At 69.6% G+C, this 25,073-nt stretch carries 20 protein-coding genes and 1 tRNA gene; 9 read left to right on the top strand and 12 right to left on the bottom strand.

Annotation, left to right across the window (positions count from 1 at the left end):
* Positions 1-479: 479 nt before the first annotated feature.
* Positions 480-1,955, top strand: coding sequence for a cellulose binding domain-containing protein (locus OG390_RS19160; protein WP_406169487.1), 1,476 nt, complete (start codon positions 480-482; stop codon positions 1,953-1,955).
* A gap of 182 nt (positions 1,956-2,137) precedes the next feature.
* Entirely contained in the window at positions 2,138-2,722 is a 585-nt protein-coding gene (locus OG390_RS19155) for a TetR/AcrR family transcriptional regulator (RefSeq protein ID WP_406169485.1), read from the top strand.
* Positions 2,723-2,900: 178 nt separating this feature from the next.
* Here OG390_RS19155 and OG390_RS19150 read toward each other — a convergent pair whose 3' ends face one another.
* Complete coding sequence (locus OG390_RS19150) at positions 2,901-5,087, bottom strand: MMPL family transporter (protein WP_406169483.1); 2,187 nt, start codon at positions 5,085-5,087, stop codon at positions 2,901-2,903.
* A gap of 305 nt (positions 5,088-5,392) precedes the next feature.
* Between OG390_RS19150 and OG390_RS19145 the strand changes: the two genes are divergently transcribed.
* Complete coding sequence (locus tag OG390_RS19145; protein ID WP_406169482.1) at positions 5,393-6,043, top strand: TetR/AcrR family transcriptional regulator; 651 nt, start codon at positions 5,393-5,395, stop codon at positions 6,041-6,043.
* A 217-nt stretch (positions 6,044-6,260) separates the two neighbouring features.
* Here the strand turns inward: OG390_RS19145 and OG390_RS19140 are convergent, their stop codons facing one another.
* The 4 genes from OG390_RS19140 to OG390_RS19125 all read right to left on the bottom strand — a co-directional run bounded on the left by OG390_RS19140 (position 6,261) and on the right by OG390_RS19125 (position 11,053).
* The gene (locus OG390_RS19140; protein ID WP_406169480.1) at positions 6,261-7,691 is read right to left on the bottom strand and encodes a GH1 family beta-glucosidase; all 1,431 of its coding nucleotides are present in this window, start codon (positions 7,689-7,691) and stop codon (positions 6,261-6,263) included.
* A gap of 106 nt (positions 7,692-7,797) precedes the next feature.
* Complete coding sequence (locus OG390_RS19135; RefSeq protein ID WP_406169478.1) at positions 7,798-8,706, bottom strand: carbohydrate ABC transporter permease; 909 nt, start codon at positions 8,704-8,706, stop codon at positions 7,798-7,800.
* The gene (locus tag OG390_RS19130) at positions 8,703-9,731 is read right to left on the bottom strand and encodes a carbohydrate ABC transporter permease (protein ID WP_399075061.1); all 1,029 of its coding nucleotides are present in this window, start codon (positions 9,729-9,731) and stop codon (positions 8,703-8,705) included. Before OG390_RS19130 ends, OG390_RS19135 begins: the two co-directional genes overlap by 4 nt.
* The gene (locus OG390_RS19125; protein WP_406169475.1) at positions 9,728-11,053 is read right to left on the bottom strand and encodes an ABC transporter substrate-binding protein; all 1,326 of its coding nucleotides are present in this window, start codon (positions 11,051-11,053) and stop codon (positions 9,728-9,730) included. Before OG390_RS19125 ends, OG390_RS19130 begins: the two co-directional genes overlap by 4 nt.
* A gap of 399 nt (positions 11,054-11,452) precedes the next feature.
* On the opposite strand from OG390_RS19125, the gene OG390_RS19120 reads away from it, so the two are divergent.
* Both OG390_RS19120 and OG390_RS19115 read left to right on the top strand, forming a co-directional pair.
* Complete coding sequence (locus OG390_RS19120) at positions 11,453-12,508, top strand: LacI family DNA-binding transcriptional regulator (RefSeq protein ID WP_406169473.1); 1,056 nt, start codon at positions 11,453-11,455, stop codon at positions 12,506-12,508.
* A gap of 254 nt (positions 12,509-12,762) precedes the next feature.
* Complete coding sequence (locus OG390_RS19115; protein WP_406169471.1) at positions 12,763-13,590, top strand: serine/threonine protein kinase; 828 nt, start codon at positions 12,763-12,765, stop codon at positions 13,588-13,590.
* A 50-nt stretch (positions 13,591-13,640) separates the two neighbouring features.
* Here the strand turns inward: OG390_RS19115 and OG390_RS19110 are convergent.
* The 4 genes from OG390_RS19110 to OG390_RS19095 all read right to left on the bottom strand — a co-directional run bounded on the left by OG390_RS19110 (position 13,641) and on the right by OG390_RS19095 (position 16,581).
* Positions 13,641-13,713 (bottom strand) — tRNA-His (locus OG390_RS19110).
* Between the two features lie 106 nt (positions 13,714-13,819).
* Positions 13,820-14,422 carry an oligoribonuclease gene (gene orn, locus OG390_RS19105; RefSeq protein ID WP_399075051.1) on the bottom strand — a complete coding sequence of 201 codons (603 nt, stop codon included), beginning with the start codon at positions 14,420-14,422 and terminating at the stop codon, positions 13,820-13,822.
* A 126-nt stretch (positions 14,423-14,548) separates the two neighbouring features.
* Positions 14,549-15,793 carry a helix-turn-helix domain-containing protein gene (locus OG390_RS19100; protein WP_406169469.1) on the bottom strand — a complete coding sequence of 415 codons (1,245 nt, stop codon included), beginning with the start codon at positions 15,791-15,793 and terminating at the stop codon, positions 14,549-14,551.
* 374 nt (positions 15,794-16,167) lie between these two features.
* Complete coding sequence (locus OG390_RS19095; RefSeq protein ID WP_406169467.1) at positions 16,168-16,581, bottom strand: hypothetical protein; 414 nt, start codon at positions 16,579-16,581, stop codon at positions 16,168-16,170.
* 403 nt (positions 16,582-16,984) lie between these two features.
* Between OG390_RS19095 and OG390_RS19090 the strand changes: the two genes are divergently transcribed.
* Both OG390_RS19090 and OG390_RS19085 read left to right on the top strand, forming a co-directional pair.
* Positions 16,985-17,512: a universal stress protein gene (locus tag OG390_RS19090; protein WP_028803506.1), complete on the top strand. Its 528-nt coding sequence runs from the start codon at positions 16,985-16,987 to the stop codon at positions 17,510-17,512.
* 339 nt (positions 17,513-17,851) lie between these two features.
* A complete protein-coding gene (locus OG390_RS19085; RefSeq protein ID WP_406169465.1) occupies positions 17,852-18,424 on the top strand; it encodes a GPR1/FUN34/YaaH family transporter in 573 nt (190 codons plus the stop codon).
* Between the two features lie 124 nt (positions 18,425-18,548).
* On the opposite strand, the gene glmS is transcribed toward OG390_RS19085, so the two are convergent.
* A complete protein-coding gene (gene glmS / locus OG390_RS19080) occupies positions 18,549-20,366 on the bottom strand; it encodes a glutamine--fructose-6-phosphate transaminase (isomerizing) (protein ID WP_406169463.1) in 1,818 nt (605 codons plus the stop codon).
* A gap of 62 nt (positions 20,367-20,428) precedes the next feature.
* On the bottom strand, positions 20,429-20,686 hold the full coding sequence (locus OG390_RS19075; RefSeq protein ID WP_121402877.1) for a hypothetical protein: 258 nt from the start codon (positions 20,684-20,686) through the stop codon (positions 20,429-20,431).
* Between the two features lie 165 nt (positions 20,687-20,851).
* Between OG390_RS19075 and OG390_RS19070 the strand changes: the two genes are divergently transcribed.
* The gene (locus OG390_RS19070; RefSeq protein ID WP_406177742.1) at positions 20,852-22,423 is read left to right on the top strand and encodes a purple acid phosphatase family protein; all 1,572 of its coding nucleotides are present in this window, start codon (positions 20,852-20,854) and stop codon (positions 22,421-22,423) included.
* A 55-nt stretch (positions 22,424-22,478) separates the two neighbouring features.
* Here the strand turns inward: OG390_RS19070 and OG390_RS19065 are convergent, their stop codons facing one another.
* Entirely contained in the window at positions 22,479-23,357 is an 879-nt protein-coding gene (locus OG390_RS19065; protein ID WP_406169462.1) for a DUF4429 domain-containing protein, read from the bottom strand.
* 111 nt (positions 23,358-23,468) lie between these two features.
* Here OG390_RS19065 and OG390_RS19060 point away from each other — a divergent pair, with 111 nt between their 5' ends.
* On the top strand, positions 23,469-25,061 hold the full coding sequence (locus OG390_RS19060) for a beta-N-acetylhexosaminidase (protein ID WP_406169460.1): 1,593 nt from the start codon (positions 23,469-23,471) through the stop codon (positions 25,059-25,061).
* Positions 25,062-25,073: the final 12 nt, after the last annotated feature.

The raw sequence follows: 25,073 nt of genomic DNA, 5'->3' as shown, positions 1-25,073 counted from the left end.
TTTCGGTGCGCGGGGCCTTGGTCGGTGTCTGCGTTTTGGTGCGTGGGGGCTTGGTCGGCGTCTGCGTTTCGGTGCGCGGGGGCTTTGACCGGCGTCTGCCTTCCGCTGCGCGGGCTTTCCTCTTCGCCGCCCCGCAGTGTCTCTTCGCCGCTCCGGAGTGTCTCTCTTTGCCGCCCCGCGGCGTTTCTTCTTCGCGGCTTCGCGGCTTCGCGGCTTCGCGGCTTCGCGGCAGGCTTCCCGCCCGCCCCTTTTTCGCCTGCTCCGCAGGCCCGGACTCCCCTCGCTCTGCGGCGGCTTCGGGGTGCCTCAATTGGTCTCTACCTTTAACCGTCCCCGATGCCTTCCTTAAGCGCACCCTAAGATCCTCAACCTCCGCCCGGATGAAGCGGTTTGTCCGATTCCGGATCGCTAGCGTGCTGCCGCACCCACTCCTGGGAATCCCCTGTGAACCCCCGTGAAACCGCGAAGGCAGGCACGCGATGAGCAGCACGCACCGGCGTAAGGTCAGTGGCAGGAACAAGGCGATAGGCGGCATCGTCGCCGCGGCCGTGGTCGGCGGTGGCGCCATCCTGTTCACCGGGACCGCGCAGGCGGCCGGCGTCGGCGCCGCGTACACCAAGACCAGTGACTGGTCGACGGGTTACACCGCGCAGTACGTCATCACGAACGACAGCGGCCAGGTGAAGGGGGACTGGACGCTGGAGTTCGACCTGCCGTCCGGCGCCAAGCTCAGCTCGCTGTGGAACGGCGAGTCGAGCGTGAGCGGGCAGCACGTCACCGTGAAGCCGCCGTCCTGGGACAAGGACGGCCTGAAGGCCGGCGAGACCGTCACCGTCGGCTTCGTCGTGAACGGCACCGCGGACCCGACGGGTTGTCTCATCGACAGCGCCAAGTGCTCGGTGGACGACGGCGCGACGCCCGAGCCGAGCGGCCGCCCCACGGACTCCGCGACCCCGACCCCGAAGCCCACCCCGACCGCCACCGCTTCCCAGAGCGCGACGCACACCCCGACCGCGACGGCGACCCCCTCTCCCTCGCAGAGCTCCGGCAACGGCAGCACGACGTCCGCCGGCTTCGCGCCCTACGTCGACACCTCCCTCTATCCGGCCTTCGACCTGCTCGCGAGCGCCACGGCCACCGGCGTGAAGGACTACAACCTGGCCTTCATCACGGACGGTGGCGGCTGCACCCCCAAGTGGGGTGGTGTGACCGACCTCGCCAGTGACGGGGTGGCGTCGCAGATCGGCGCGCTGCGCGCCAAGGGCGGCGACGTCCGGGTCTCCTTCGGCGGGGCCTCCGGTTCGGAGCTGGCGACGACCTGCTCCTCGGCGGACGCGCTGGCGGCGGCGTACGGGAAGGCCGTGGACGCCTACAAGCTCACGAAGGTCGACTTCGACATCGAGGGCGGCGCACTGCCGAACACGGCCGCGAACACGAACCGCGCGAAGGCCATCGCCAAGCTCCAGCAGCAGCACCCGGGCCTGGATGTCTCCTTCACCCTGCCGGTCATGCCGGAGGGTCTCACCCAGGACGGCGTGAACCTGCTCTCCAACGCCAAGTCGAACGGCGTGAAGATCAACACCGTGAACATCATGGCGATGGACTACGGCCCCGCGTACAGCGGTGACATGGGCACCTATGCCGAGCAGGCCGCCACGGCCACGCAGGCGCAGGTGAAGAGCGTCCTCGGGCTGTCGGACAGCGCGGCGTGGAAGGCCGTCGCCGTCACCCCGATGATCGGCGTGAACGACGTGTCCTCCGAGATCTTCAAGGTCGACGACGCCTCGCAGCTGGTGACCTTCGCCAAGTCCAAGGGCCTCGGCTGGCTGTCGATGTGGTCGGCCACCCGTGACAAGCAGTGCGCGGGCGGCGCCAAGAACTCCGCCGACGCGACCTGCAGTTCCATCGTCCAGGACGCGGGCGCCTTCTCGAAGACCTTCGGCGCCTACAAGTAGCCGCCATCGGCCACCGGCGGCCCTGAGCGGCCGCCAGTAGCCACCGGCCGGGCTCGATCGGCCACATAAAGCCATCGTCGAACGGGGGTTGCGCGCCCCGGCCGGAATCCCCCCACCCGGCCGGGGCGCACTTCACCTCCGAATATTGACCCGCAGGTCCAATATCGATTACCGTTTCGATCATGGGCAGGCCCAGGCAGTTCGACGAGGAAGCCGCCGTGGAGAGCGCGATGCGCGTCTTCTGGCGGAAGGGGTACGGGGCGACCACGCCGCAGGACCTGGTCGACGAACTCGGCATCGGCAAGGGCAGTCTGTACAACGCCTTCGGCAGTAAGCGGGCGCTGTTCGAGCGCTCGCTCCGCCGTTACGGGGAGACGCAGGCCGCGCGGCTGCCCGACATTCTCGAAGGGCCCGGCCCCGTCAAGGACCGCGTGCGCGCAGCGCTGGAGTTGCTCCTCGAAACGGACCTCGCCGATCCCGGCCGCCAGGGCTGCTTCGCGGTCAACACCGCTACCGAGCTGGCGAGTTCGGACGCCGAGGCGAGGGACGAGGTGCGGCGGATGTTCGCCCGCACCGAGGGGGCGTTCCTCGCGGCGCTCGAAGAGGGTCAGCGGGCCGGGGAGATCGACGCCGCGCGTGATGTACGGGCTCTCGCGTCACTGTTGCTGAACACGGTGGTCGGCATGCGTGTACTGGCCAAGACGGCGGACGGGCGGGCCCAGCTGGAGCGCGTGGTGGACGCGATCCTGGGTGCGCTCAAGGGCTGAGCGCTCGGTGGACGCGATCCTGGATGCGCTTCAGGGCTGAGCGCCCGGCTATTTCCTTGTTCCCTGTTCCCTCGGCGGGTCGGCGCGGTCGGCACGATCACCCCGAGCTGAAGGGACCAGGTCGCGGTGAGGCGACCTGGTCCCAGCCGGGGCGCGACCTCCAGGTGAGTGAGGGCCGTCAGACCTCGGCCGGCGAGCTCCCCTCCGTCAGGCCCAGCCTGCCGTGCACCGCGCGCAGTGGCTTCGGGGCGTACCAGGCCGTGCGGCCCAGGAGTCGCATGGCCGCCGGGACGAGCACACCACGTACGGCCACCGCGTCGATCAGGATCGCCAGACCGCTGCCCAGGCCGAACATCTGGATGAAGCTGACGTGGGCCGTGCCGAAGGCGAAGAAGCTCACCGCCAGGAGACCGGCTGCCATCGTGACGATCCGGCCGGTGTGGGAGAGGCCGCTGGTGACGGCGGTCTCCGTGTCGGCGCCCGCGTCGTGGAGTTCCTTGATGCGGCTGGTGACGAAGACCTCGTAGTCCATGGACAGGCCGAAGGCGATGCAGAACATGAGCACTGTCATGGAGGTGTCCATGGGCTGCGGGGTGAAGCCGAGCAGCGAGGCCAGGTGGCCGTCCTGGAAGATCCACACCATGACGCCGATGGCCGCGGTGAGGCTGATGGCGTTGAGGACCAGCGCCCGCAGCGGCTGCACCACGCTGCCGGTGAAGAGGAAGAGGATCAGGAAGGTGGTGCCGGCGACGAGGCCGATGGCGTACGGGAGCCGGTCCGCGATCGACGCCTTGGAGTCGACGAGGCGTGCGTCGGTGCCGCCGACCAGCGCCTCGGTGCCGCCGGGCGCGTCCACTGCCCGTACGGCCTTGACCAGGTCCTGCGCCTGGTCCGACTTGGGGGTCAGGCCGGTGACGACGCTGATCCGCTGGGCGTCGGGGCGGCCGAGTGCGGCCGCGGCGGGGCCGGGCCGGTCGGACCGGCCGTCGGTGTAGGTGCCGGCGGAGGTCTCGACCCGGGCCGCGCCGTCGAGCCGCGAAAGAGCGGTCGCGTACGTACGCAGGTCGGCCGGGGCGACCGGCCCGGTCGTGATGATCTGCACCGCCGACTCGTCGCTGCCGGTGAAGTCGTGCTGCACCGCGGTGGCGACCTGACGGCTCTGCGCGCTCTCGGGCAGCACCCGCTCGTCCGGCGTGCCGAAGGTGACGCCGAGCAGCGGACTCGCGGCGAGCAGCAGGACGGCCAGTACCGGCAGTGCGGTGAGTGCGGGCCTGCGCATGACCGTGCGGGACAGCCGGGCCCACAGCGGCGCCTCGGCGCTCCGTACGGTCTGCGCCCAGGGCAGTCGGCCGCTGTTGATCCGGTGGCCCAGCACGGCGAGCAGTGCCGGGATGACGAGCAGGGCACTGACGGCGGCGATGGCCACCACGCCGATGCCCGCGTAGGCGAAGGAGCGCAGGAAGAACTGCGGGAAGACCAGCAGTGCGGCGAGTGCCGCAGCGACGGTCGCGGCCGAGAAGGTGATGGTCCGCCCGGCCGTCCGTACCGTGTGCCGCAGTGCGTCGGGGACGTCGACGCCCTCGGCGAGGTGCTCGCGGAACCGGCTGATCATGAGGAGCGCGTAGTCGATGCCGAGGCCCAGGCCGAGCGCGGTGGTGAGGTTGATCGAGAACACCGACACGTTGGTGAGGCTGCCCAGTACGTAGAGCTCGGCGAAGGTGCCGACGATCGCGATCAGCCCGATGACCAGGGGCAGCAGTGCCGCCACCACGCTGCCGAAGGCGATCACCAGCAGGATCAGGATCAGCGGTACGGCGATCGACTCGGCCAGCGCCAGGTCCTTGGCGACCTGCGTGGGCACCTCGTCGCCGACCGCGGCCTCGCCGCCGGCCTCTACGGTCAGCCCGTTCCGGTCGCCGGTGTACTGCTTGATGATCACCGAAGCGTTGTCGCCCTGCTCGGTGTCGTCACCCTTCACGTGGGCCAGAACCAGCGCCTCCTTCCCGTCCCGGGAGGTCAGCGCGGAGCTGCCGGTGTCCCAGTACGAGATCACGTTCGCCAGTGTGGACTCGCCCTTGAACTGCGAGGTGAGGGTGCGCCCCGCGCGCTCGACGGCGGGGGAGTCGATGCCGCCGCCGTTCTTGTCGGCCCGGACCAGCAGGACAAGGTTGCTCTCACCGCCGAACTTGTCGTCGATGAGCTGCTGCGCGCGGGCCGAGGGCGCGCTCGGATCCTCGAAGCCGCCGCCGAGGAGTTTGCCGAACGCCCCGAAGCCAATGGCTCCCATGGCGACCACGGCCACCACGGTGAGTGTCAGTACGAGCCGGCTCCGGTGGAGGGCCAGCTCGGCGATGCGGTCGAACACGGTGATCGCCTCCGGATGTGTACGCCGTCATGTTTACGGCGTTAACATCGACAGTGGCACAGGATGTTAACGGCGTCAACATGAAAATGTTAATGGCGTCGACTTCGGGCAGGATGAGGTCATGGAACCCGGCAGGACAGCGTCGTGAGCCCAGATGGGCCGGGGTCGTGGAACCCGATGGGTCGGGGTTGTGGAATCCGGCAGGTCGGGGTCGTGGAACCCGATGGGGCGAGGCCGTGGGACCCGACAGGTCCGGTTCACGGATCCCGGAGGGACAGGGTCAGGATTCGGGCAGGATGGAGATCATGGAGTCGATCACGGGCGGCAAGCCCCGCTACCACCACGGCGACCTCCGCAACGCGCTGATCGAGGCCGCCGTCGAACTCGCGGCCGAAGGCGGCCCGGAGCGTGTCGTCCTGCGCGAGGCGGCCCGCAGCGTCGGCGTGTCACCCACCGCCGCGTACCGCCACTTCAACGGCCAGGGGGAACTCCTGGAAGCCGTGAAGATCCACGGCCAGCAGGCGCTCGCAGCCTCGATGTCCGAGGCTGTGCGCGTACTGCCTGGGCTCGACGACCCGGGCGAGGAGGCCGTGCGCAGGACCGAGGCGATCGGGCGCGGGTACGTCCGGTTCGCGATCGAGCACCCCGGGCTCTACCGCACCGCCTTCTGCCATACGTCCGCGGCGGAGGAGAGCGACTTCACCGGCCTCGAAGCCCCTGACGGCAGCGCGGAGTTCGCGGCGTTCAGGGAACTGTCGGACACACTCGACACGCTGGTGGCCACGGGCCGGATGCGGCCGGAGAGCCGCCCCGCGGCCGAGGTGGCCGCCTGGTCGGTCGTCCACGGCCTCTCCCTGCTCATCCTCGACGGGCCGCTCGCCCTGCTCTCCGCCGAGCAGCGCGACGCGGTGGTCGAACGCACCCTCACCACCATCGTGGCCGGCCTCACCCGCTGAGCGGGTCCAGGGGAGTGCGGGAACTTCCCCGGAGGACGTAACAGTCGACGGCGCCTCCCAGCAGCCGATGGCCCGCGACCCGAAGCCGGACGCCGGCGCACCCCGCCGGCCGGCCAGTGCGCCGACGACGTACTCCCTGGCCCCGGACGACACCGGGGCGCGGCACCCCCCTCAGGCGCCGCGCCCCGTCCCCCCGCCATCCCCCCGGTCACATGGTCTACTCGGCGGCCGCCGGCTGCGGCAGCGTGCCCGTCCGCGCCGCCTGCTCGTACCAGAGGGCGCTCGACTTAGGCGTGCGGGTCTGGGTCGCGTAGTCCACGTACACCGCACCGAAGCGCTTGTCGTAGCCGTACGCCCACTCGAAGTTGTCCATCAGGGACCAGAGGTAGTAGCCGCGCACATCCGCGCCGTCGGTGATGGCACGCTGCACCGCGGACAGATGGCCGTGCAGGTACGCGATCCGCTCGGGGTCGTGGACGCGGCCTTCCGGGTCCGGCTTGTCGTCGTAGGCGGCGCCGTTCTCCGTCACGTAAAGCGGCAGACCCGGCGCCTCCCGCGTGTAGCGCATGATCAGGTCGTGCAGGCCCGTCGGATCGATCGTCCAGCCCATCTCCGTACGCTCGCCCGGGGTTTGATGGAAGGCGACGTCGTCCGCGCCGGGCCACGGGGAGTACGAGCTCGCGCCGTGACCGTCCGCGCGCGGGCCCGCCGCGGTGGTGTCCGCCGCCGAAACCAGGGTCGGCGTGTAGTAGTTGAGGCCGAGCGCGTCGAGCGGCTGGTGGATCGCCGCGAGGTCGCCGTCCAGGACGTACGACCAGTCCGTGACCGATGACGTCGCCGCCAGCAGTGTCTCCGGGTACGCCCCGTGCAGCATCGGGCCGTGGAAGACGCCGTTGGCGAGATCGTCGATGCGCCGCGCGGCCGCCAGGTCCGCCGGGTCCTGGGAAAGCGGCCTGACGACCGAGGAGTTGAGGCTCACCGCGACCGCGTTGCGGGCGGGCATCGCGCCGCGCAGGGCCGAAGTGCCGAGCCCGTGGGCCAGGTTCAGGTGGTGCGCCGCCCTCAGCGACGCCGCCGCGTCCGTACGGCCCGGAGCGTGCACCCCGGAGCCGTACCCCAGGAACGCGCTGCACCAGGGCTCGTTGAGGGTGATCCACTGCTCGACACGGTCGCCCAGTGCCTCGCCGACGATCTGCGCGTACTCGGCGAAACGCAGCGCCGTGTCGCGCTCCGGCCAGCCGCCCGCGTCCTCCAGCTCCTGCGGGAGGTCCCAGTGGTAGAGGGTGACGGCGGGCTTGATGCCGTGGGTGAGGAGTTCGTCGACGAGCCGTCGGTAGAAGTCCAGGCCGCGCTGCACGGCGGGCCCGCGACCGGTCGGCTGCACCCGCGGCCAGGAGACCGAGAAGCGGTACGCCGTCAGGCCCAGCTCCGCCATCAGGGCCACGTCGTCGCGGTAGCGGTGGTAGTGGTCGACGGCCACGTCACCGGTCTCACCGCCCGCGGTCTTGCCCGGCGTATGGCTGAAGGTGTCCCAGATCGAGGGCGTGCGCCCGTCCTCCCGCACCGCCCCCTCGATCTGGTAGGCGGAGGTCGCCGCGCCCCAGAGGAAGGCGGAAGGAAAGGTCACGGGGGTAATGGGCTCAGGCATGGAAGCGCTCCCATAGGAGGTCGTGGAGACCGACGAGTCGGAGGAGGGGAGAGGGAGGAAAGGGGAGCCGGGGCGGCGGTGACCCGGCCCCCTGAGGAGGGAAGGATCAGCCCTTGATCGCGCCCTGCATGATGCCGCCCACGATCTGCTTGCCGAACAGGATGAAGGCGATGAGCAGCGGCAGTGTGCCGAGCAGCGCGCCGGCCATGATCACCGACTGGTCGGGGATGTAGCCGGTGCCGAGGCCGTTCAGGGCGACCTGGACGGTGGGGTTCTGCTGGTTGAGCGCGATGATCGGCCAGAGGAAGTCGTTCCAGGCCATCACGAAGGTCAGCAGTCCGAGCACCGCCATCGCCGGCCGCGCCGCCGGGAAGACCACGTGCCATACGACGCGCAGACTGCTCGCTCCGTCGACCCGCGCCGCCTCGATCAGCTCGGTGGGCAGCGCCTGCACCAGGTACTGCCGCATGAAGAACGTGCCGAAGGCGCTCACGAGGGTGGGCAGGATGACCGTCTGCAGCTGGTTGGACCAGCCCAGGTCGCTCATCCACAGGTAGAGGGGGACGACGGCCAGCTGCGGCGGGATCATCATCGTGCCGATGGTGAGCAGCAGCAGGGTGCTGGAGAACTTGAACCGCAGCTTGGCGAAGGCGAACCCGGCGAGCGTGGAGAACAGGACCGTACCGAAGGTGATGGTCCCGGCGACGATCACGGAGTTGACCATCGCGGTGCCGAGCCCGGCCTGGTCCCACGCGGTCTGGAGGTTCTTGAACAGGTTCCCGCCGAACCACAGCGGCGGCGGTGTCTGTGCGAGCCGCTCGTTGTTGCGTGAGGCCGCGATCGCGGTCCACAGCAGCGGCGTCAGCGAGACCAGCGCGAGAACCGTCAGGACGACATAGGTGACCGGGCCGGCGTGCAGTTGCTTGCCCGCGCCGAGCACGCGGCGGCGGCCGGGGCGCCCGCCGCCCGCGCCCTTCTCCTTCGCCTGAGGTAGCGTCAGTTCACTTGTGGTCATTGAGATTTCCTCAGCCGTCGGGTGATCAGCAGATTGATCGCGGCGACGATCAGCAGGATCAGGAACATCGTCCAGGCGATTGCGGACGCCTTACCGAGGTTGCCGATGCCCCAGCCCTGGTCGTACATGTACAGGCCGAGCGTCTGGTACTGGTGCGCGGAGCCGCCCTTCGAACCGCTCACCCCGCCGAACAGCAGGGGTTCACCGAAGAGCTGGGTCGCGCCGATCGTGGAGACCACCACGGTGAACAGGATCGTCGGCCGGAGCATCGGGACCGTCACATGGCGGAACTGCTGCCAGCGGCCCGCCCCGTCCAGCGCGGCCGATTCGTACAGATCGGTGGGGATGGCCTGCATCGCCGCCAGATAGATCAGCGCGTTGTAGCCGGTCCACCGCCAGATCACGATCGAGGAGACGGCGAACTGCCCGCCCCAGTCGGACTCGCGCCAGTTGATCGGGTCGACCCCGACGAAGTGCAGCAGCCAGTTGATCATGCCGCCGTCCCACGAGTACAGCAGCGTGAAGACCAGCGTCGCCGCCGCCACCGAGGTGGCGTACGGAGTGAGCATCACGACCCGCCACACGGTCGAGCCGCGCAGCCGGTAGTTGAGCAGATGCGCGATCCCGATCGCCATCAGCAGCTGCGGCACTGTCGAGATCACACCGATGGTGAAGGTGTTCTCCAGGGCGTTCCAGAAGAACTCCGAGGACAGCAGGTTCTTGTAGTTGTCCAGGCCCACCCAGGTCTGGTGGTCCAGGCCGGACAACTGCACGTTGTGCAGCGAGTACCAGGCCGTGTACAGCAGCGGCACGAGCCCGAAGGCCCCGAAGACGATGAAGAAGGGGGCGATGAACGCGTACGGCGACGCCTTCATGTCCCAGCGGTACAACCGGCTGCGCCAGGAGCTCGTGCCCGGGGGCGGCGTACCGCGACCGTGAGCGCGGCGGGCCGCGCCCGGCTGGTCACCGGGCGCGGCGTCGGCGCTCGGCGCGGTCTGCGCGAGAGCCTGCTTGGAGCTGGTCACTGGCCGAGCACGTCCTTGATCTCCGACTTGGCCGCGTTCCAGCCCTGGTCAGGCGTCTTGCCCTTCTGCTCGACCTGGAGGATGCCGACGTCGGTGATGGCCGTGCCGATCGGCTGGTCCTTGACGCCGAAGTACTGGGTGGGGATGGTCTTCGCCGAGTCGGAGAAGATCTGGGTGATCGGCGCGTCCGAGAAGTACGCCGTGGTGTCGGCCTGCGGCTTCAGGCTCGCGTACGCCGACGGCGTCGACGGGAAGCTCGCCTGCTTGGCGAAGACCTTGGCCTGCTGCTCGGGGGCGGTCAGCCACTTCGCCAGCGCGACGGCCTCCTTCTGGTGCTTGCCCGCCGTCGGCACGCCGATGAACGAACCGCCCCAGTTGGCCGCGGTCGGCGCCGCCGCCACGTCCCACTTGCCCTTGCCGGAGTCGCCGGACTTCTGCTCGATGTAGCCGATCATCCACGCCGGGCAGGCCACCGTCGCGAAGGTGCCCTTGGCGTAGCCCTGGTCCCACGTCGGGTCGAACTGCTTCAGCTTCGCCGACATGTCGCTGGTCGCCACCTCCATGGCGGTGTTCCAGGCGTTCTTCACGCCCGTCGACTTGTCCCAGATGACGTTGCCGTCCTTGTCGTAGTACCGCTGGCTCTCACCGCCGAGCGCCGCGTTGTAGACCGAGGAGGCGGAGTCCACGTACTTGGTGCCCTTCGGCGCCTTCTTCATGTACTCCTTGCCGAGGTCCACGTACTTGGACCAGTCGCCCTTCCACTGCTCGGCGAGCTTGGTGCGGTCCGTCTCCAGGCCGGCCTTCTGGAACAGGTCCTTGCGGTAACAGATCGCCATCGGGCCGACGTCCGTACCGAGCCCGATCAGTTTGCCGTCCTTGGTGGTGGCCTGGGCGTTCTTCCAGTCCAGCCACTGCGACTTGTCGACCTCCTTGCCGAGGTCGACGAACTTGTCGGCCTGCGTCTGCACGGCCTCGGTGATGTTGCCGACCTCGATCGCCTGGATGTCGTCGGTGCCGGAACCGGCCTGCAGCCGCGTGAGCGTCTTGGGCCAGTACACGTCGGTACGGGTGGTGACGTTCTCCTTGATGGTGATGTCCGGGTGAAGCTTCATGTACTCGTCGTAGAGGCCGGCCTGCTTGTAGCCGAAGACACCGAAGGTGCCGATGGTCAGCGTGGTCTTACCGCCGCCCTTGCCACCGCCGTCCGAGTTCGACGAGCCGTCATCCGAGTCGTTGGCGCAGCCGGCCAGCAGCCCTGTGGTCAGCGCGGCGACGGCCGCGAGGGCCCCCAGCCTGCGGGACCGACGGGTACTCGTGCGCATTGCGTCCTCCTGTTGCCTGACGTGCCGACCCCCCGGCCAACTGCTCTGTTGGGCCCGTTGGTTCTCGCTGCGGCTCGGGCGGGGAACGTGCGGGATGTGTATGTGTCAGGTACTGTGGGAGCGCTCCCACAGGTGATGTGTTGAAGAGTCGTCGGTCCGGGCGGGGGTGTCAAGGGTGGAAGCGCGGACATCTGGCTTCAGTTATCGGCCTGTTAGCTAACGGCGGGGAAGGTTCGAACTGCGGCCGGGGCCGGAGAGTTTCAGCCTGCCCGGCGTTCGAGGGCGAGCCGTTCGGACCGGAGCGGGGGTCTGAGAGCGGCAGCTCCCGGGTACGGTCACCCCCTCGGACGGGGCTGTTAGATTCCAGGCCAACGTAGAGGTCGTCGGGAGGCGGAGCCAATGGCAGGCCACGGAGCGCGGGGCCGGAGCGGGGGGCGGCCGACGCTTGAGGAGGTCGCCGCACGGGCCGGGGTGGGCCGCGGGACTGTGTCCCGGGTGATCAACGGCTCCCCGCGGGTCAGCGACGCGACCCGCGCCGCCGTCGAGGCGGCCGTCGCGGAACTCGGCTACGTCCCGAACACGGCGGCCCGCGCCCTCGCCGCCAACCGCACGGACGCCATCGCCCTGGTCGTCCCCGAGCCGGAGACCCGCTTCTTCGCCGAGCCGTACTTCTCGGACATGCTCCGGGGTGTGGGGGCCGAGCTCTCGGAGACCGAGATGCAGCTCCTGCTGATCTTCGCGGGCAGCGACCGGGAGAGACAGCGGCTGGCCCAGTACCTGGCGGCGCACCGGGTGGACGGCGTCCTGCTCGTCTCCGTCCACGCGGACGACCCTCTCCCCGACCTCCTCTCCCAGCTGGAGATCCCGGCGGTGATCAGCGGCCGCCGCTCCACGGACGAGACGCTGCCTTCCGTGGACTCCGACAACTACGGCGGAGGCCGCGCGGCCGTCGAGCACCTGATCGCCCGGGGCCGCCGGAGGATCGTCCACCTCGCGGGGCGCCTCGACGTCTTCGGCGCCCAGCGTCGCGTCGACGGCTACCGCGCGGCGCTGCGGGACGCGGGGCGCGAAGTCGACGACCGGCTGATCGTCCCCGGCGACTTCACGGAGGACGGCGGCCGCCGCGCGATGGCCCTGCTCCTGGAGCGCTGCCCCGACCTCGACGCGGTCTTCGCCGGCTCCGACGTCATGGCGGCCGGCGCCCGCCAGGTGCTGCGCGAGGAAGGCCGCCGCATACCGGACGACGTGGCGCTGATCGGCTACGACGACTCCGCCATCGCCCGCCACATGGACCCGCCGCTGACCAGCGTCCGCCAGCCGATCGAGGAGATGGGCCGCGCGATGATCGACCTCCTCCTCGGCGAGATCGCGGACCGCCGCCCGGCCATGTCGCGGGGACTGGAGAAGAGGCAGTTGGTGCTGCCGGCGGAACTGGTGGTGCGGGCGTCGTCGTGAGACCGCCCACCGGTAGCGGGCGGCTCCGTCGCCGGTGAGCGCCCGCCCGAGGTTGCCCCGCAGACCCCGCGCGGGCCCACGATGCCGTAGGGCTCCCGGAGCAGCCCGGTCGACTCGACGGGCAGCCGACACCCCGCACGCTGCCCCGGGTCGACCGGCGCGTCCGCCCGACGGGATGCCTGAACTCGGCCGGTCGGCACCTCACCCGCCGCGTCTGTCCACACGGCAGCACTCTCGTGAGGCACTCTGGCGACATGGTCCTGCATCCCCTGCTGGGAGTCGACGAAGTGCCTGCCGTGGAGCCGTACCTGGCCCGGGTGGGCGAGGTGTTCAGGGCGTTCCGGGATCAGGACTCGGGATGCGTGTCGTACGGGGTGCGGCTGCTCGACGGGGCGCGTTGGTTCGTCAAGGAGGCGGTCACGGACCGCGCGCACCACTCGCTCGCGCGCGGCTGGGCGTTCCACCGGGCCGTACGGCACACGGCGATCGTCCCGCAGGTCCACCGGATCGCCGTGCAGGGCGGCGGCTGGGGGGTGGTGATGCCCTGGCGGGAGGGCGAGGTGCTCTACCACCCGACCCGGAGCGGCCCCCGAGACCGTACGAGCCCGGACAGCCCGATGGTCCGCTTCCGAGCCCTGTCGACGGACCGCGTGCTGCGCGCCTTCGACCGGATTCTGGACGCCCACCTGGCGGTGGAGGCGGCCGGCCATGTCGCGGTCGACTTCTACGACGGCGCGCTCCTGTACGACTTCGCCCGCGACGTCACTCACTTGATCGACCTCGACGAGTACCGTCCGGGCCCGTTCGTCCTCGACGAGGAACGCCTGCCGGGCTCACGGCGCTTCATGGCCCCCGAGGAGTTCGTGCGCGGCGCGGTCATCGACACCCGCACGACCGTCTTCACCCTGGGCCGCACCGCTCGCCTTCTCCTGGACGCGGGCGACCAGGAACGCGCCTGGCGTGGCACCCCGGCCCAGCAAACGGTGATCGTCCGCGCCACCCGGGCCGACCCCGCCGACCGCTTCGAGAACATCCACGACTTCGCGACGGCCTGGCGAGCCGCCGAGGGCCGTCGGCCGTGACACGCAACAGGGCCCGGCCTGCTTTCGCAGGCCGGGCCCTGTTCATCAAGGGTGAGTGACGGGACTTGAACCCGCGACATCCTGGACCACAACCAGGTGCTCTACCAGCTGAGCTACACCCACCACGACCGGTCTTGGTTTCCCTGACCGGCCGAGAAAAAGTGTACAGGGTCCGAAGGGGTGCTCGCGCACGGCTTTTGTGGGGGCCCGGGAGGGCCCCGGCAAAGGCCTATTCGACAGGCAGGACGTGCTTCGCCGCGATGGTGCGGGCGGTGTCGGAGTCGGGGCCGGGCTGGGGGACGAAGATCGCCTCGCGGTAGTAGCGGAGCTCGGCGATGGATTCGCGGATGTCGGCCAGGGCGCGGTGGTTGCCGTTCTTCTCCGGGCTGTTGAAGTACGCCCGGGGGTACCAGCGGCGGGCCAGCTCCTTGATGGAGGAGACGTCCACGATGCGGTAGTGGAGGTAGTCCTCGAGGGTCGGCATGTCGCGCAGCAGGAAGCCGCGGTCCGTGCCCACCGAGTTTCCGCACAGCGGGGCCTTGCCCGGCTCCTTGACGTGCTCACGTACGTAGGAGAGGACCCGCTCCTCGGCGTCCGCCAGGGTCGTGCCCGCGGCCAGCTCCTCGAGGAGGCCGGAGGCGGTGTGCATCTGGCGTACCACGTCCGGCATCGTCTCCAGTGCGGCGTCCGGCGGGCGGATCACGATGTCCACGCCTTCGCCCAGCACGTTCAGCTCCGAGTCGGTGACCAGCGCGGCCACCTCGATGAGCGCGTCATCCGACAGCGAGAGCCCGGTCATCTCGCAGTCGATCCACACCATGCGATCGTTCATACGTCTCACCCTACGGCTCGCTCCGGCCGACTGGACCCGCCCGTGCTGCCCGGGCGAGGGCGCGCACCGCTGGCGAAGGGGCCCGCACCCATGGCGCGGACCCCTTCGCCTCGCACTACGGCCGTCCTACGGCGCGCTCCGCTGCCCCGGCAGGTTGGGCCTGCCCGCCGCGTACAGCTCCGGGCCGGGCTTGCCCGTGTCCGTGGAGAGAGACGCCGACGATGCGGCCGGGCCCAGGGCGCCGGCCGCCGCCGTGCGGCGGGTCTGCATCGGGACCGGACTCTCCTGCGGCGGCGCCGGTGGTGGACCGGCCGGCCCCGGGGAGCCGTCCGTCTCCGACGAACGGTCGGACTGGGGCCTGCGGGCGCGGTACGCCGCCCGGTACGCGGCCGGGGACGATCCGAGCTGGCGCCGGAAGTGACCCCGCAGCGCGACCGGCGAGCGGAAGCCGCAGCGTCCCGCGACCTCGTCGACCGAGTAGTCGGAGGTCTCCAGCAGGCGTTGCGCCTGCAGTACGCGCTGGGTGATCAGCCACTGCAGGGGAGCGCTCCCCGTGAGCGAGCGGAACCGGCGGTCGAAGGTGCGGCGGCTCATGTACGCGCGTGCCGCCAGCGTCTCGACGTCGAACTGCTCGTGGAGGTGCTCCAGCGCCCAGGCGACGACCTCCGCGAGGGGGTCGGCGCCGATCTCCTCGGGTAAAGACCGATCGAGATAGCGCTCCTGACCGCCGCTGCGGCGGGGCGGGACCACCAGACGCCGGGCCAGCGCGCCCGCCGCCTCGTTGCCGTGGTCCGTCCGCACGATGTGGAGGCAGAGGTCGATTCCGGCCGCCGTACCCGCCGATGTCAGGACGTCTCCGTCGTCCACGAAGAGCTCTCGTGGGTCGACGTGCACCGACGGGTAGCGCTTGGCCAGCGTCGGTGCGTACATCCAGTGGGTCGTCGCCGGGCGGCCGTCCAGCAGGCCTGCCGCCGCCAGCACGAAGGCGCCGGTGCACAGCCCGACTATGCGGGCGCCCTCCTCGTGCGCCCGGCGCAGTGCGTCGAGCGCGTCCTCCGGTGGCGGCGAGGTGATCGACCGCCAGGCGGGCACGACCACCGTGCCTGCTCTGGAGATCGCTTCCAGGCCATGTGGTGCGGTGAGTTCCAGGCCCCCTGTGGTCCGCAGCGGGCCTTCCTCGCCGGCGCACACCAACAGGCGATAGCGCGGCACGCCGGCGTCCTGGCGGTCAATCCCGAACACCGACAGCGGTATGGAACTCTCGAAAATGGGGCCGCCGCTGAACAGCAGCACCGCGACGATCTCCTTGCGGCGTCGCCCGGAAAGCTTCCGGGCCGCGGCTTCCGGCGCGGCAGTGGAGTCGTGGCTCATACTGCTAAGCCCCCCTCGGTGGTCGCGGCTCCTCGGTTGTGTCGCTCCTGCACGTTTCCCCTCGGTCCTGCACGAGTCCCCCGCCGTAAGACAAGATCGAATCTACTGTGTCCCGTGGTGCCAAGGTGACCAGTTCTCCACTCGGCAGAATGTCGACATGGCAACTTGGCGTGAAGCATTCGATCACGAAGCGTTGCACTCGCGGGCCGTGCAGGGAAGTGCGCCTCGTCGCAGTGGCCAATCCACGTAGGGTGCGCGCGCCCTCTGTGGCCCTTTCAGCGCAGGTCGAACGGGGGTTGGAGGGTCGTGCGACCAAGGGATGCGCGATATGCAGAAGTTGGCTGAAAAGAAGCGGGGGCGTGCGCACAAACCGGTCAGTCAACCGGCTTGTTTCCCGCACCGCGCCGACCACCTCTGTGAGCCCCCGCGCCACTGCGGCCGTGCGCGCCGCTCATGACCCCCGCGCCACCCCTGCCGTGTCGGCCGTGCTGCGGGGCCCGCTCCTCGGCGCGGAGCAGCGCCGCGCCGCGCTCGGAATGCCTCAGCAGCACCCGGCAGGCCGCGGTGACGGCCGCCAGGCCCAGGGCCGTACCGGCCGCGCCGGCCAGCGAGGTGCCGTACCAGAGGAGCACCACCGGGACGAGGACACAGCTGAAGGCCGCCCAGCCCACCACGGCGCTCGCCGTGTCCGGCACGGGGGGTGTCGCGGAGTGGGCTCCGAGGGAGTGGCGGGGTGCGGTCTCGGGTCCGGGCACGGTGTGCTCCCTCAGTACTCCAGTGCTCTCCATGCTCTCCATGGCGGTGGCTCACGGGTTCAACGCGTGCTCGACCGGCCGGTCACTGTCTGGGTACCGGTGTGCGACGAGGAAGGGCCCCGTCCTGGGTACCGGTGTGCGACGAGGAAGGGCCCCGTCCTGGGTACCGGTGTGCGACGAGGAAGGGCCCGTCCCGCGAGGAAAGGCCACGTCCCTGGGTGAACCCTGTGCAAACCGCCTGTACGGGGCAGCAGCCATTGCGTTGCGGGCGCCTCTCATGCATGCTCCGGGGAACGCCGCACAGCGCGCGCGGGATCTGGGCAGAGGAGGCGTGCCGCCGTACCCTTGGGGGTATGGGGTTGGGAAGATGATTCCCGGACACAGCTCTGCCGATCGTTGTCGTCCCCACCACGAGGATCCAAACGCCGAGATACCCATGGCCGGTCACGAATTCTTCGATCCCGCGAACCGCAAGCGCCCGCTCGCCGATCCCACGGCGGCCGAGCCCCTGGCGGCGGAAGAACCCCGCCAGTCCTGCGATCCCGCCTTCAAGCACGGCGTCGTCGTCGGTTTCGACGGCTCGACGTCCAGCGAACGCGCCCTCGCCTACGCGATCGGCATGGCCCACCGCTCCGGCTCGGGCCTGATCATCGTGCATGTCGCGAACCGGCTGCCCACCACGGTATGGGCCGGCTGTGAGCCACCGGTCTTCGTCGATGTGCCGGACCACCGCACCGAGGTGCTCGGACTCGAACTCGCCTGCGCCGAGTATCTGGCCGAGGTGCCGTGGATCCTCGTCGAGCGCGGCGGAGACATCTGCCACGAACTCGAAGAGGTGGGACGGGAGTACGAGGCGGACGCGATCGTCGTCGGCTCCACGCACGGCATCGTCGGGCGCATCTTCGGCTCGGTGGCCGGACGCCTCGCCAAGCGCGCGCAGCGCCCGGTGATCGTCATTCCGTGATCCACGCGGTCATGCCGTGATCCACCGGGTTGTCCCGTGATCCCCAGGGGCATCCGTGATCCACGCGGTCATCCCGTGATCCCCGGGGTCGTCCCGTTGTGCGCCCGGGCCTCCCGTGATCCGCGGTGCCGCACGTTCTCGAGGCGTTGTCATTCCGTAACTCGACGTTGTCCCAGGTGAGATGAGCCCTGGGCAGGGTCAACTCCCTTTCGCCGCAGCACAAATCTACTCGCGCGTAGAGGTGGTTTGTGCCCTTGTGAAGGGTACATACCGGTCGCCGGACCAATCGCACGGCCGGTACCACGCAGCACAACTGCACATGCATGAAGGGAGCCCGCCGTGGACAACGACGTCTCTGCGGGAAGCACCACAACATCGACCCTCGGCCAACTCGCGCTCGGACTCACCCTGCTGGCCTTCGGCCTCGGTCACACCGAAGTGATCGACGGCGTCACAGCGGCGGACTCCGTCTCCCTCGCCACCTATGTCGGTGGCATCGCGCTCTTCGTCGCCGGTCTGTTCGCCTTCCGCGACCATGACGCCTTCACCGGTACGGCCTTCTCCGCACTCGGTGCGCTCTGGTTCACCTGGGGCGTCACGTCCGACGCGCAGGTCTCCGCCAACGCGGCAGGCCTCTTCCTGCTCCTGTTCGCGCTCGTCGCGCTCAGCCTGACGGTCGCGGCCTCCGGCGCCTCGACACTCGTACGAGGCACGTACGGGCTGCTCTTCGTGGCTCTTCTCCTGCTGGCCATCGGGCAGTTCGGCGACTCCAGCGGGCTCGCCAAGGTCGCGGGCTGGTTCGCCGCGGCCGGTGGGCTGCTGGCCTGGTACGGGGCCACGGCGGCGCTCGCCAACTGGCCCACCGCACTGCCCGGACGCGCCGCCGGCCGGGGGGTGACGGCCACCGGCTGAGCCTGGCGCGGGCCGGGGTAATGGGCGGCCCTGGCCCCTGGAAGAACGATCCCCTGTGTGAAGGTGGCACACACAGGGGATCGTTCATGTCCGTAGGAGGCAACTGCTCGCCGTACGACCGGACTTACTCGACCGTGACCGACTTCGCCAGGTTGCGCGGCTTGTCGATGTCCCGGCCCAGCGCCAACGCCGTGTGATAGGCAAGGAGTTGCAACGGGATGCCCATGAGGATCGGGTCCAGCTCGTCCTCGTTCTTCGGGACGACGATCGTCTGGTCGGCCTTCTCCTGCTCCTGGTGGGCGACCGCGAGGATCTTGCCGCTGCGGGCCTTGATCTCCTCCAGGGCGGCGCGGTTCTTCTCCAGGAGGTCGTCGTCGGGGACGATCGCGACCGTAGGGAGTGCGGGCTCGATGAGCGCCAGCGGGCCGTGCTTGAGCTCGGAGGCGGGGTAGGCCTCGGCGTGGATGTACGAGACCTCCTTGAGCTTCAGGGAGGCCTCACGGGCCACCGGGTAGCCCCGGACGCGGCCGATGAAGAGCATCGAGCGGGCATCGGCGTACTGCTCGGCCAGCTTCTTGATCTCGTCCTCCTGCTGAAGGACCTCGGAGATCTGGCCGGGCAGCTTGCGCAGGCCCTCGATGATCCGCTTGCCGTCGCGGACCGACAGGTCACGGGTGCGGCCGAGGTGCAGGGCGAGCAGCGCGAAGGCGACGGTCGTGTTCGTGAAGCACTTGGTGGAGACGACGCAGACCTCGGGGCCCGCGTGGACGTACATGCCGCCGTCGGCCTCGCGGGCGATGGCGCTGCCCACCACGTTCACCACGCCCAGGACCCGCGCGCCCTTGCGCTTGAGCTCCTGGACGGCCGCCAGGACGTCGTAGGTCTCACCGGACTGGGAGACGGCGACGTACAGGGTGTCGGGGTCGACGACGGCGTTGCGGTAGCGGAACTCGGAGGCAGGCTCGGCGTCCGCGGGGATGCGGGCGAGCTCCTCGATCATCTGGGCGCCGATCATGCCCGCGTGGTACGAGGTGCCGCAGCCGAGGATCTTCACGCGGCGGATCTGGCGCGCCTCACGGGCGTCCAGGTTCAGGCCGCCCAGGTGCACGGTCGAGAACCGGTCGTCGATACGGCCGCGCAGCACGCGGTCCACGGCGTCGGCCTGCTCGTGGATCTCCTTGTGCATGTACGTGTCGTGGCCGCCCATGTCGTACGACTCGGCCTCCCACTCCACGGTGGTCGGCTCGGCCGTCGTACGGGTGCCCTCGGTGGTGTACGTACGGAAGTCGTCGGCCTTGAGGGTGGCCATCTCGCCGTCGTCGAGGGTCACTATCTGCCGGGTGTGGGTGACCAGGGCGGCGACGTCGGATGCGACGAACATCTCTTTCTCGCCGATCCCGAGGACGACCGGGGAGCCGTTGCGCGCCACCACGATGCGGTCGGGGAAGTCGGCGTGCAGGACCGCGATGCCGTACGTGCCCTCGATGACGCGGAGCGCGTCGCGGACCTTGTCCTCGAGCTTCTCCCGCTGCGAGCGGGCGATGAGGTGGGTGAGGACCTCGGTGTCGGTCTCGGAGAGGAACTCGATGCCGTCGGCCTCGAGCTTCTTCCGCAGGTCGGAGGCGTTGTCGATGATGCCGTTGTGGACGACCGCGACCTTGTTGTCGGTCGACATGTGCGGGTGGGCGTTCACGTCGGAGGGGGCGCCATGGGTGGCCCAGCGGGTGTGGGCGATGCCGGTGGTGCCCTTGAAGCGCGCGGGGACCTTGGCCTCCAGGTCACGGACCCGGCCCTTGGCCTTGACCATCTTCAGGCCGGCCGACTTCGGGGTCGTGACGACGATGCCCGCCGAGTCGTAGCCGCGGTACTCCAGGCGCTGCAGGCCCTCCAGCAGGAGCGGCGCCACATCACGCTTTCCGATATATCCCACGATTCCGCACATATACGGTCCTTCTGTCCCCTCTATCGATGAGTGCTCGCCCGGCGTCGGTCGTAGCCGGGCCGTCAGCCGTAGACGATGCGCCGCAACTGCCTGAGCGTGAGCTCCGGCGGTGCGACCGCCCGGTACTTCAGGTCCGCCTCGATCCGTTCGAAGATCGCCGTGTTCACCAGGCCCTGGGCCTGGAGCTCGCGGTGGCGGCGACGGACGTACTCCTCGGTCGTCTCGTCGAAGTAGGCGAGCACGTCCTGGATCACCCGCAGCGCCTCGCCCCGGTTCAGGGGCGAGGATCGCGTCAGATGATCAACAAGTTCGTCGTGCACCCGGTAGATCCTGGGGTACCGGCGGCCGTTTCGCAAGAATCCTGCCCGATATCGGGCAATGGACTGTTGAAACTCTTATGGGGGGCTGTTTGGAAGCTGTCCATCCTGTGTCTTGCGCCGCGTCGATTGCCGGGAGCAACTTCTGTGGCCATGGACACTCCACGCATGGGCGTACCGGAGAAGCTCGCCGAGCGCATGAGCATGGCTGAGCAGCACGAGTATCTTCGCGCCAAGTTCTCGCGGCGCAACATGATCAGAGGCGGCGCTGTCACCCTGGGCGCCGTCGCAGGCGGCGCCTTCGTACCGGGCGCCGTCGCACAGGCCGCGGTGCCGACGCAGCGGACCGCGGCCTCGACGTCGACGGAGAAGGTCGACGGCGCGCTCGTCGCCCCCTTCGGCCGGCATCTCGCCTACGGCGCCGACCCGCGCACCGAGATGACCGTCTCCTGGCAGGTTCCGACCGCCGTCAACAAGCCGTTCATCCGCATCGGCGCCCACCCCTGGGACCTCTCCCGCAAGATCGAGGCCGAGGTCCGCACCCTCTACACCCCGGCCGGCGTCGGCGCGAGCGGCGACCACACGCAGTACTACGTGCACGCCCAGCTCACCCACCTGCGCCCCGGCAAGACGTACTACTACGGTGTCGGCCACGCGGGCTTCGACCCGGCCGAGCCCCACCTGCTGGGCACCCTCGGCACCTTCACCACCGCTCCCTCGCACGCCAAGCCGTTCACCTTCACGGCCTTCGGCGACCAGGGTGTCAGCTACCACGCCCTGGCCAACGACAGCCTGATCCTCGGCCAGAACCCGGCCTTCCATCTGCACGCCGGCGACATCGCCTACGGTGACCCGGCCGGCCAGGGCAAGACCTCCGACACGGTGTTCGACTCGCGCACCTGGGACCAGTTCCTCGCCCAGACCGAGTCCGTCTCCAAGTCCGTGCCGTGGATGGTGTCGTACGGCAACCACGACATGGAGGCCTGGTACTCGCCCAACGGCTACGGCGGCGAGGAGGCTCGCTGGACCCTCCCCGACAACGGTCCGGACAAGAAGCACCTCCCGGGCGTCTACTCCTTCGTCTACGGCAACACGGCGATCATCTCCCTGGACCCCAACGACGTCTCCTTCGAGATCCCGGCCAACCTCGGCATCTCCGGCGGCACCCAGACGAAGTGGTTCGAGGGCCAGCTGAAGAAGTTCCGTGCCGCGAAGGACATCGACTTCGTCATCGTGTTCTTCCATCACTGCGCGTACTGCACCTCCACGGCGCACGCCTCGGAGGGGGGCGTGCGACAGGAGTGGGTGCCGCTGTTCGACAAGTACTCGGTCGACCTGGTCATCAACGGCCACAACCACCAGTACGAGCGCACGGACGTCATCAAGGGCAACCAGGTCGTCAAGAAGCTTCCGATCGGCGAGACGGCGTACTCCGACACCGAGGGCGTGGTGTACGTCACGGCGGGTGCGGCGGGGCGCAGTCTGTACGCCTTCAGCGCCCCGGACTCGTACGAGGGACACGAGAACGAGGTCGACTCCGTGGCCTCCTTCGTCAACCTCAAGGACGGCAAGCAGAACGAGACCGTCGCCTGGTCGCGCGTTCGCTACCTGAACTACTCCTTCCTGCGCGTGGACGTCACCCCCGCGCCGAAGGGCCACTGCACCACCCTGAAGGTCCAGGGCATCGCCGAGACCGGTGACCGGATCGACCACTTCACGGTGGCGCGCAGGGCCAAGTAGGGCCACTGGTACGCCCCGCTCGGAAGGCGGGGCGTACGGGCGGTCCTCACCCGGGCTACATGCGCTTGAGGACCGCCTGCTTGGCCAGCGCGAACTCCTCGTCCGTCAGGACGCCCTCCTTGCGCAGGTCGCCGAGCTCGCGCAGGCGGCGCAGGAGGGCGTCGTGATCGGCCTCGGCGGAGGCCGGCGCCGGGGCGGGCCGCAGTTCTTTCACCCGTTCCCGATCGACGGGAGCCGTCGGATGCGGCAGCCGCGCCTGCACGGCCGCCGCGACCAGCGCCATCAGCGGGTCCTTCTTGAAGCCCCACAGCTCGACGGAGTTGGGGTCGTACTTCGGCGGGGCCTTGGTCTGCGCGCCGCGCACGACGAAGCGCAGGCAGCCGTTCTCCAGGCCGACCGCGGGATGCCACTCGACGGCCGTGATGTCGCTCAGGGCGAGCGAGCGGGCGCCCGCGGCGGCCTTGGCGTCCTCCGTCTTCCAGTTCCACTCCAGGCGTACCTGCTCGCCGTCGAAGCTCGCGGTGCCGTCACCGGCGGAGGCGGACAACGGCACGGAGGGGCCGGGCAGGAGGTAGCCGTCGACGGGGTCGGACGGCACCTGGTCGAGGAGCAGTGCGTTGCGCACCTCGTCCACGAAGTACTCGGCGACGCCGTAGCGGTCGGACTCGACGGTGAGCTGGTAGGGGTCGTTGGGCTCGGCGAGCTTGCCACCGGTCGCCTGGAGCAGCGGGTCGGCGCCGTCGCGCAGCCTGAGCCTCAGCCGCCCGGTCTTCTTGCCCTGCTCGAAGGAGACGCCCGCCAACGCGCCGAGATGGACGGTCAGTTCACCCAGGGTCTTGCGGAGCAGGCTGACGTTCTTGTCGCGTCCCGGTGTCAACCGCAGTGCGTCGCCGTCGAAGGTCCACGTGCCGTCGCGCTGGATGATTTCCGCCATGAGGGGGATTGTTTCACCGGGTCTGCGGGAGAGTGGTCTTTACCAATGTGCAGGGCCGTGCGCAGGATCGTGCGCACGGCCCGCGCGAAGGGCCATTCGAAGGGAGCGCATGTGAGACAGCACCACAGAACGCCCCGCCTTCTCGGTACGCTGCTGCTCGTGGCAGCTGCCGGTATCTCCGTCGTCGGCGCGGCACCCTCCGCGGTCGACCGAACCGCGACCCCTCTGGGGCAGGTGGTCCCGGCCCCCGCCTCGGTCCACGCGGGCGGATCCGCGTACCGCATCACCAGTGACACCCGCATCCGCATCGACGACTCGCGGGAGGTCCGCCGGGTCGGCGACTACCTCGCGGACATCCTGCGCCCCTCCACCGGCTACCGGCTGCCGGTCACCTCGCACGGCGGGGGATCCATTCGACTCCGGCTCGGCGGCACGGGACTGGGTGACGAGGGCTACCGCCTCGACAGTGGCCGGGACGGTGTCACCATCACGGCCGACAAGCCCGCCGGGCTCTTCCACGGCGTCCAGACCCTGCGTCAGCTCCTCCCGGCCTCCGTCGAGAAGAACTCCGTACAGCCCGGACCCTGGCTGGTTGCCGGCGGCACCATCAAGGACACCCCGCGCTACGGCTACCGCGGCGCGATGCTCGACGTCTCCCGGCACTTCTTCACCGTCGGCCAAGTCAAGCGCTACATCGACGAGTTGGCCCTCTACAAGGTCAACAAGCTGCATCTGCACCTGAGCGACGACCAGGGCTGGCGCATCGCGATCGACTCCTGGCCGCGCCTTGCCACCCACGGCGGCTCCACACAGGTCGGCGGCGGCGAGGGCGGTTACTACGCCAAGGCCCAGTACAAGGAAATCGTCCAGTACGCCGCCTCGCGCTATCTGGAGGTCGTCCCGGAGATCGACATGCCGGGGCACACCAACGCCGCGCTCGCCTCGTACGCGCAGCTGAACTGCGACGGGGCCGCGCCACCGCTCTACACCGGCACGGACGTCGGCTTCAGCTCACTGTGCGTGGCTAAACCGGTGACGTACGACTTCGTGGACGACGTGATCCGGGAGCTGGCCGCGATCACGCCCGGCAAGTACCTGCACATCGGCGGGGACGAGGCCCACTCCACCAGCCACGCCGACTACGTCACCTTCATGGACAAGGTGCAGCCCATTGTCGCCAAGTACGGCAAGTCGGTGATCGGCTGGCACCAGCTGACCGGGGCCACTGTGGCGAAGGGCGCCATCGCGCAGTACTGGGGGCTCGACGACACCAGTGCCGAGGAGAAGGCGCAGGTCGCGAAGGCTGCGCAGAACGGGACGGGCCTGGTCCTGTCGCCGGCCGACCGGCTCTACCTCGACATGAAGTACACCGCCGACACCCCGCTGGGGCAGGACTGGGCGGGTCTGGTCGAGGTGAAACGGTCCTACGACTGGGACCCGGGCACTTACCTGCCCGGAGCCCCGGGTTCGGCGATCCGGGGAGTGGAAGCGCCGTTGTGGACGGAGACGATCGTGAACTCCGACGACATCGACTACATGACCTTCCCGCGGCTGCCCGGTGCCGCCGAGCTCGGCTGGTCGCCCGCGACGACGCACGACTGGGACACGTACAAGGTGCGGCTCGCGGCGCAGGCGGCGCGGTGGGAGGCGCTGGGGATCGGGTACTACCGGTCGCCCCAGGTTCCCTGGCCCGCGGCCCGGTGACGGAGGCGGGGC

The organism is Streptomyces sp. NBC_00996 (assembly GCF_045162675.1).
Lineage (GTDB): Bacteria > Actinomycetota > Actinomycetes > Streptomycetales > Streptomycetaceae > Streptomyces.
Note: the sequence above shows the minus strand (reverse complement) of the source record. Positions and strands in the feature narration are given on the sequence as shown.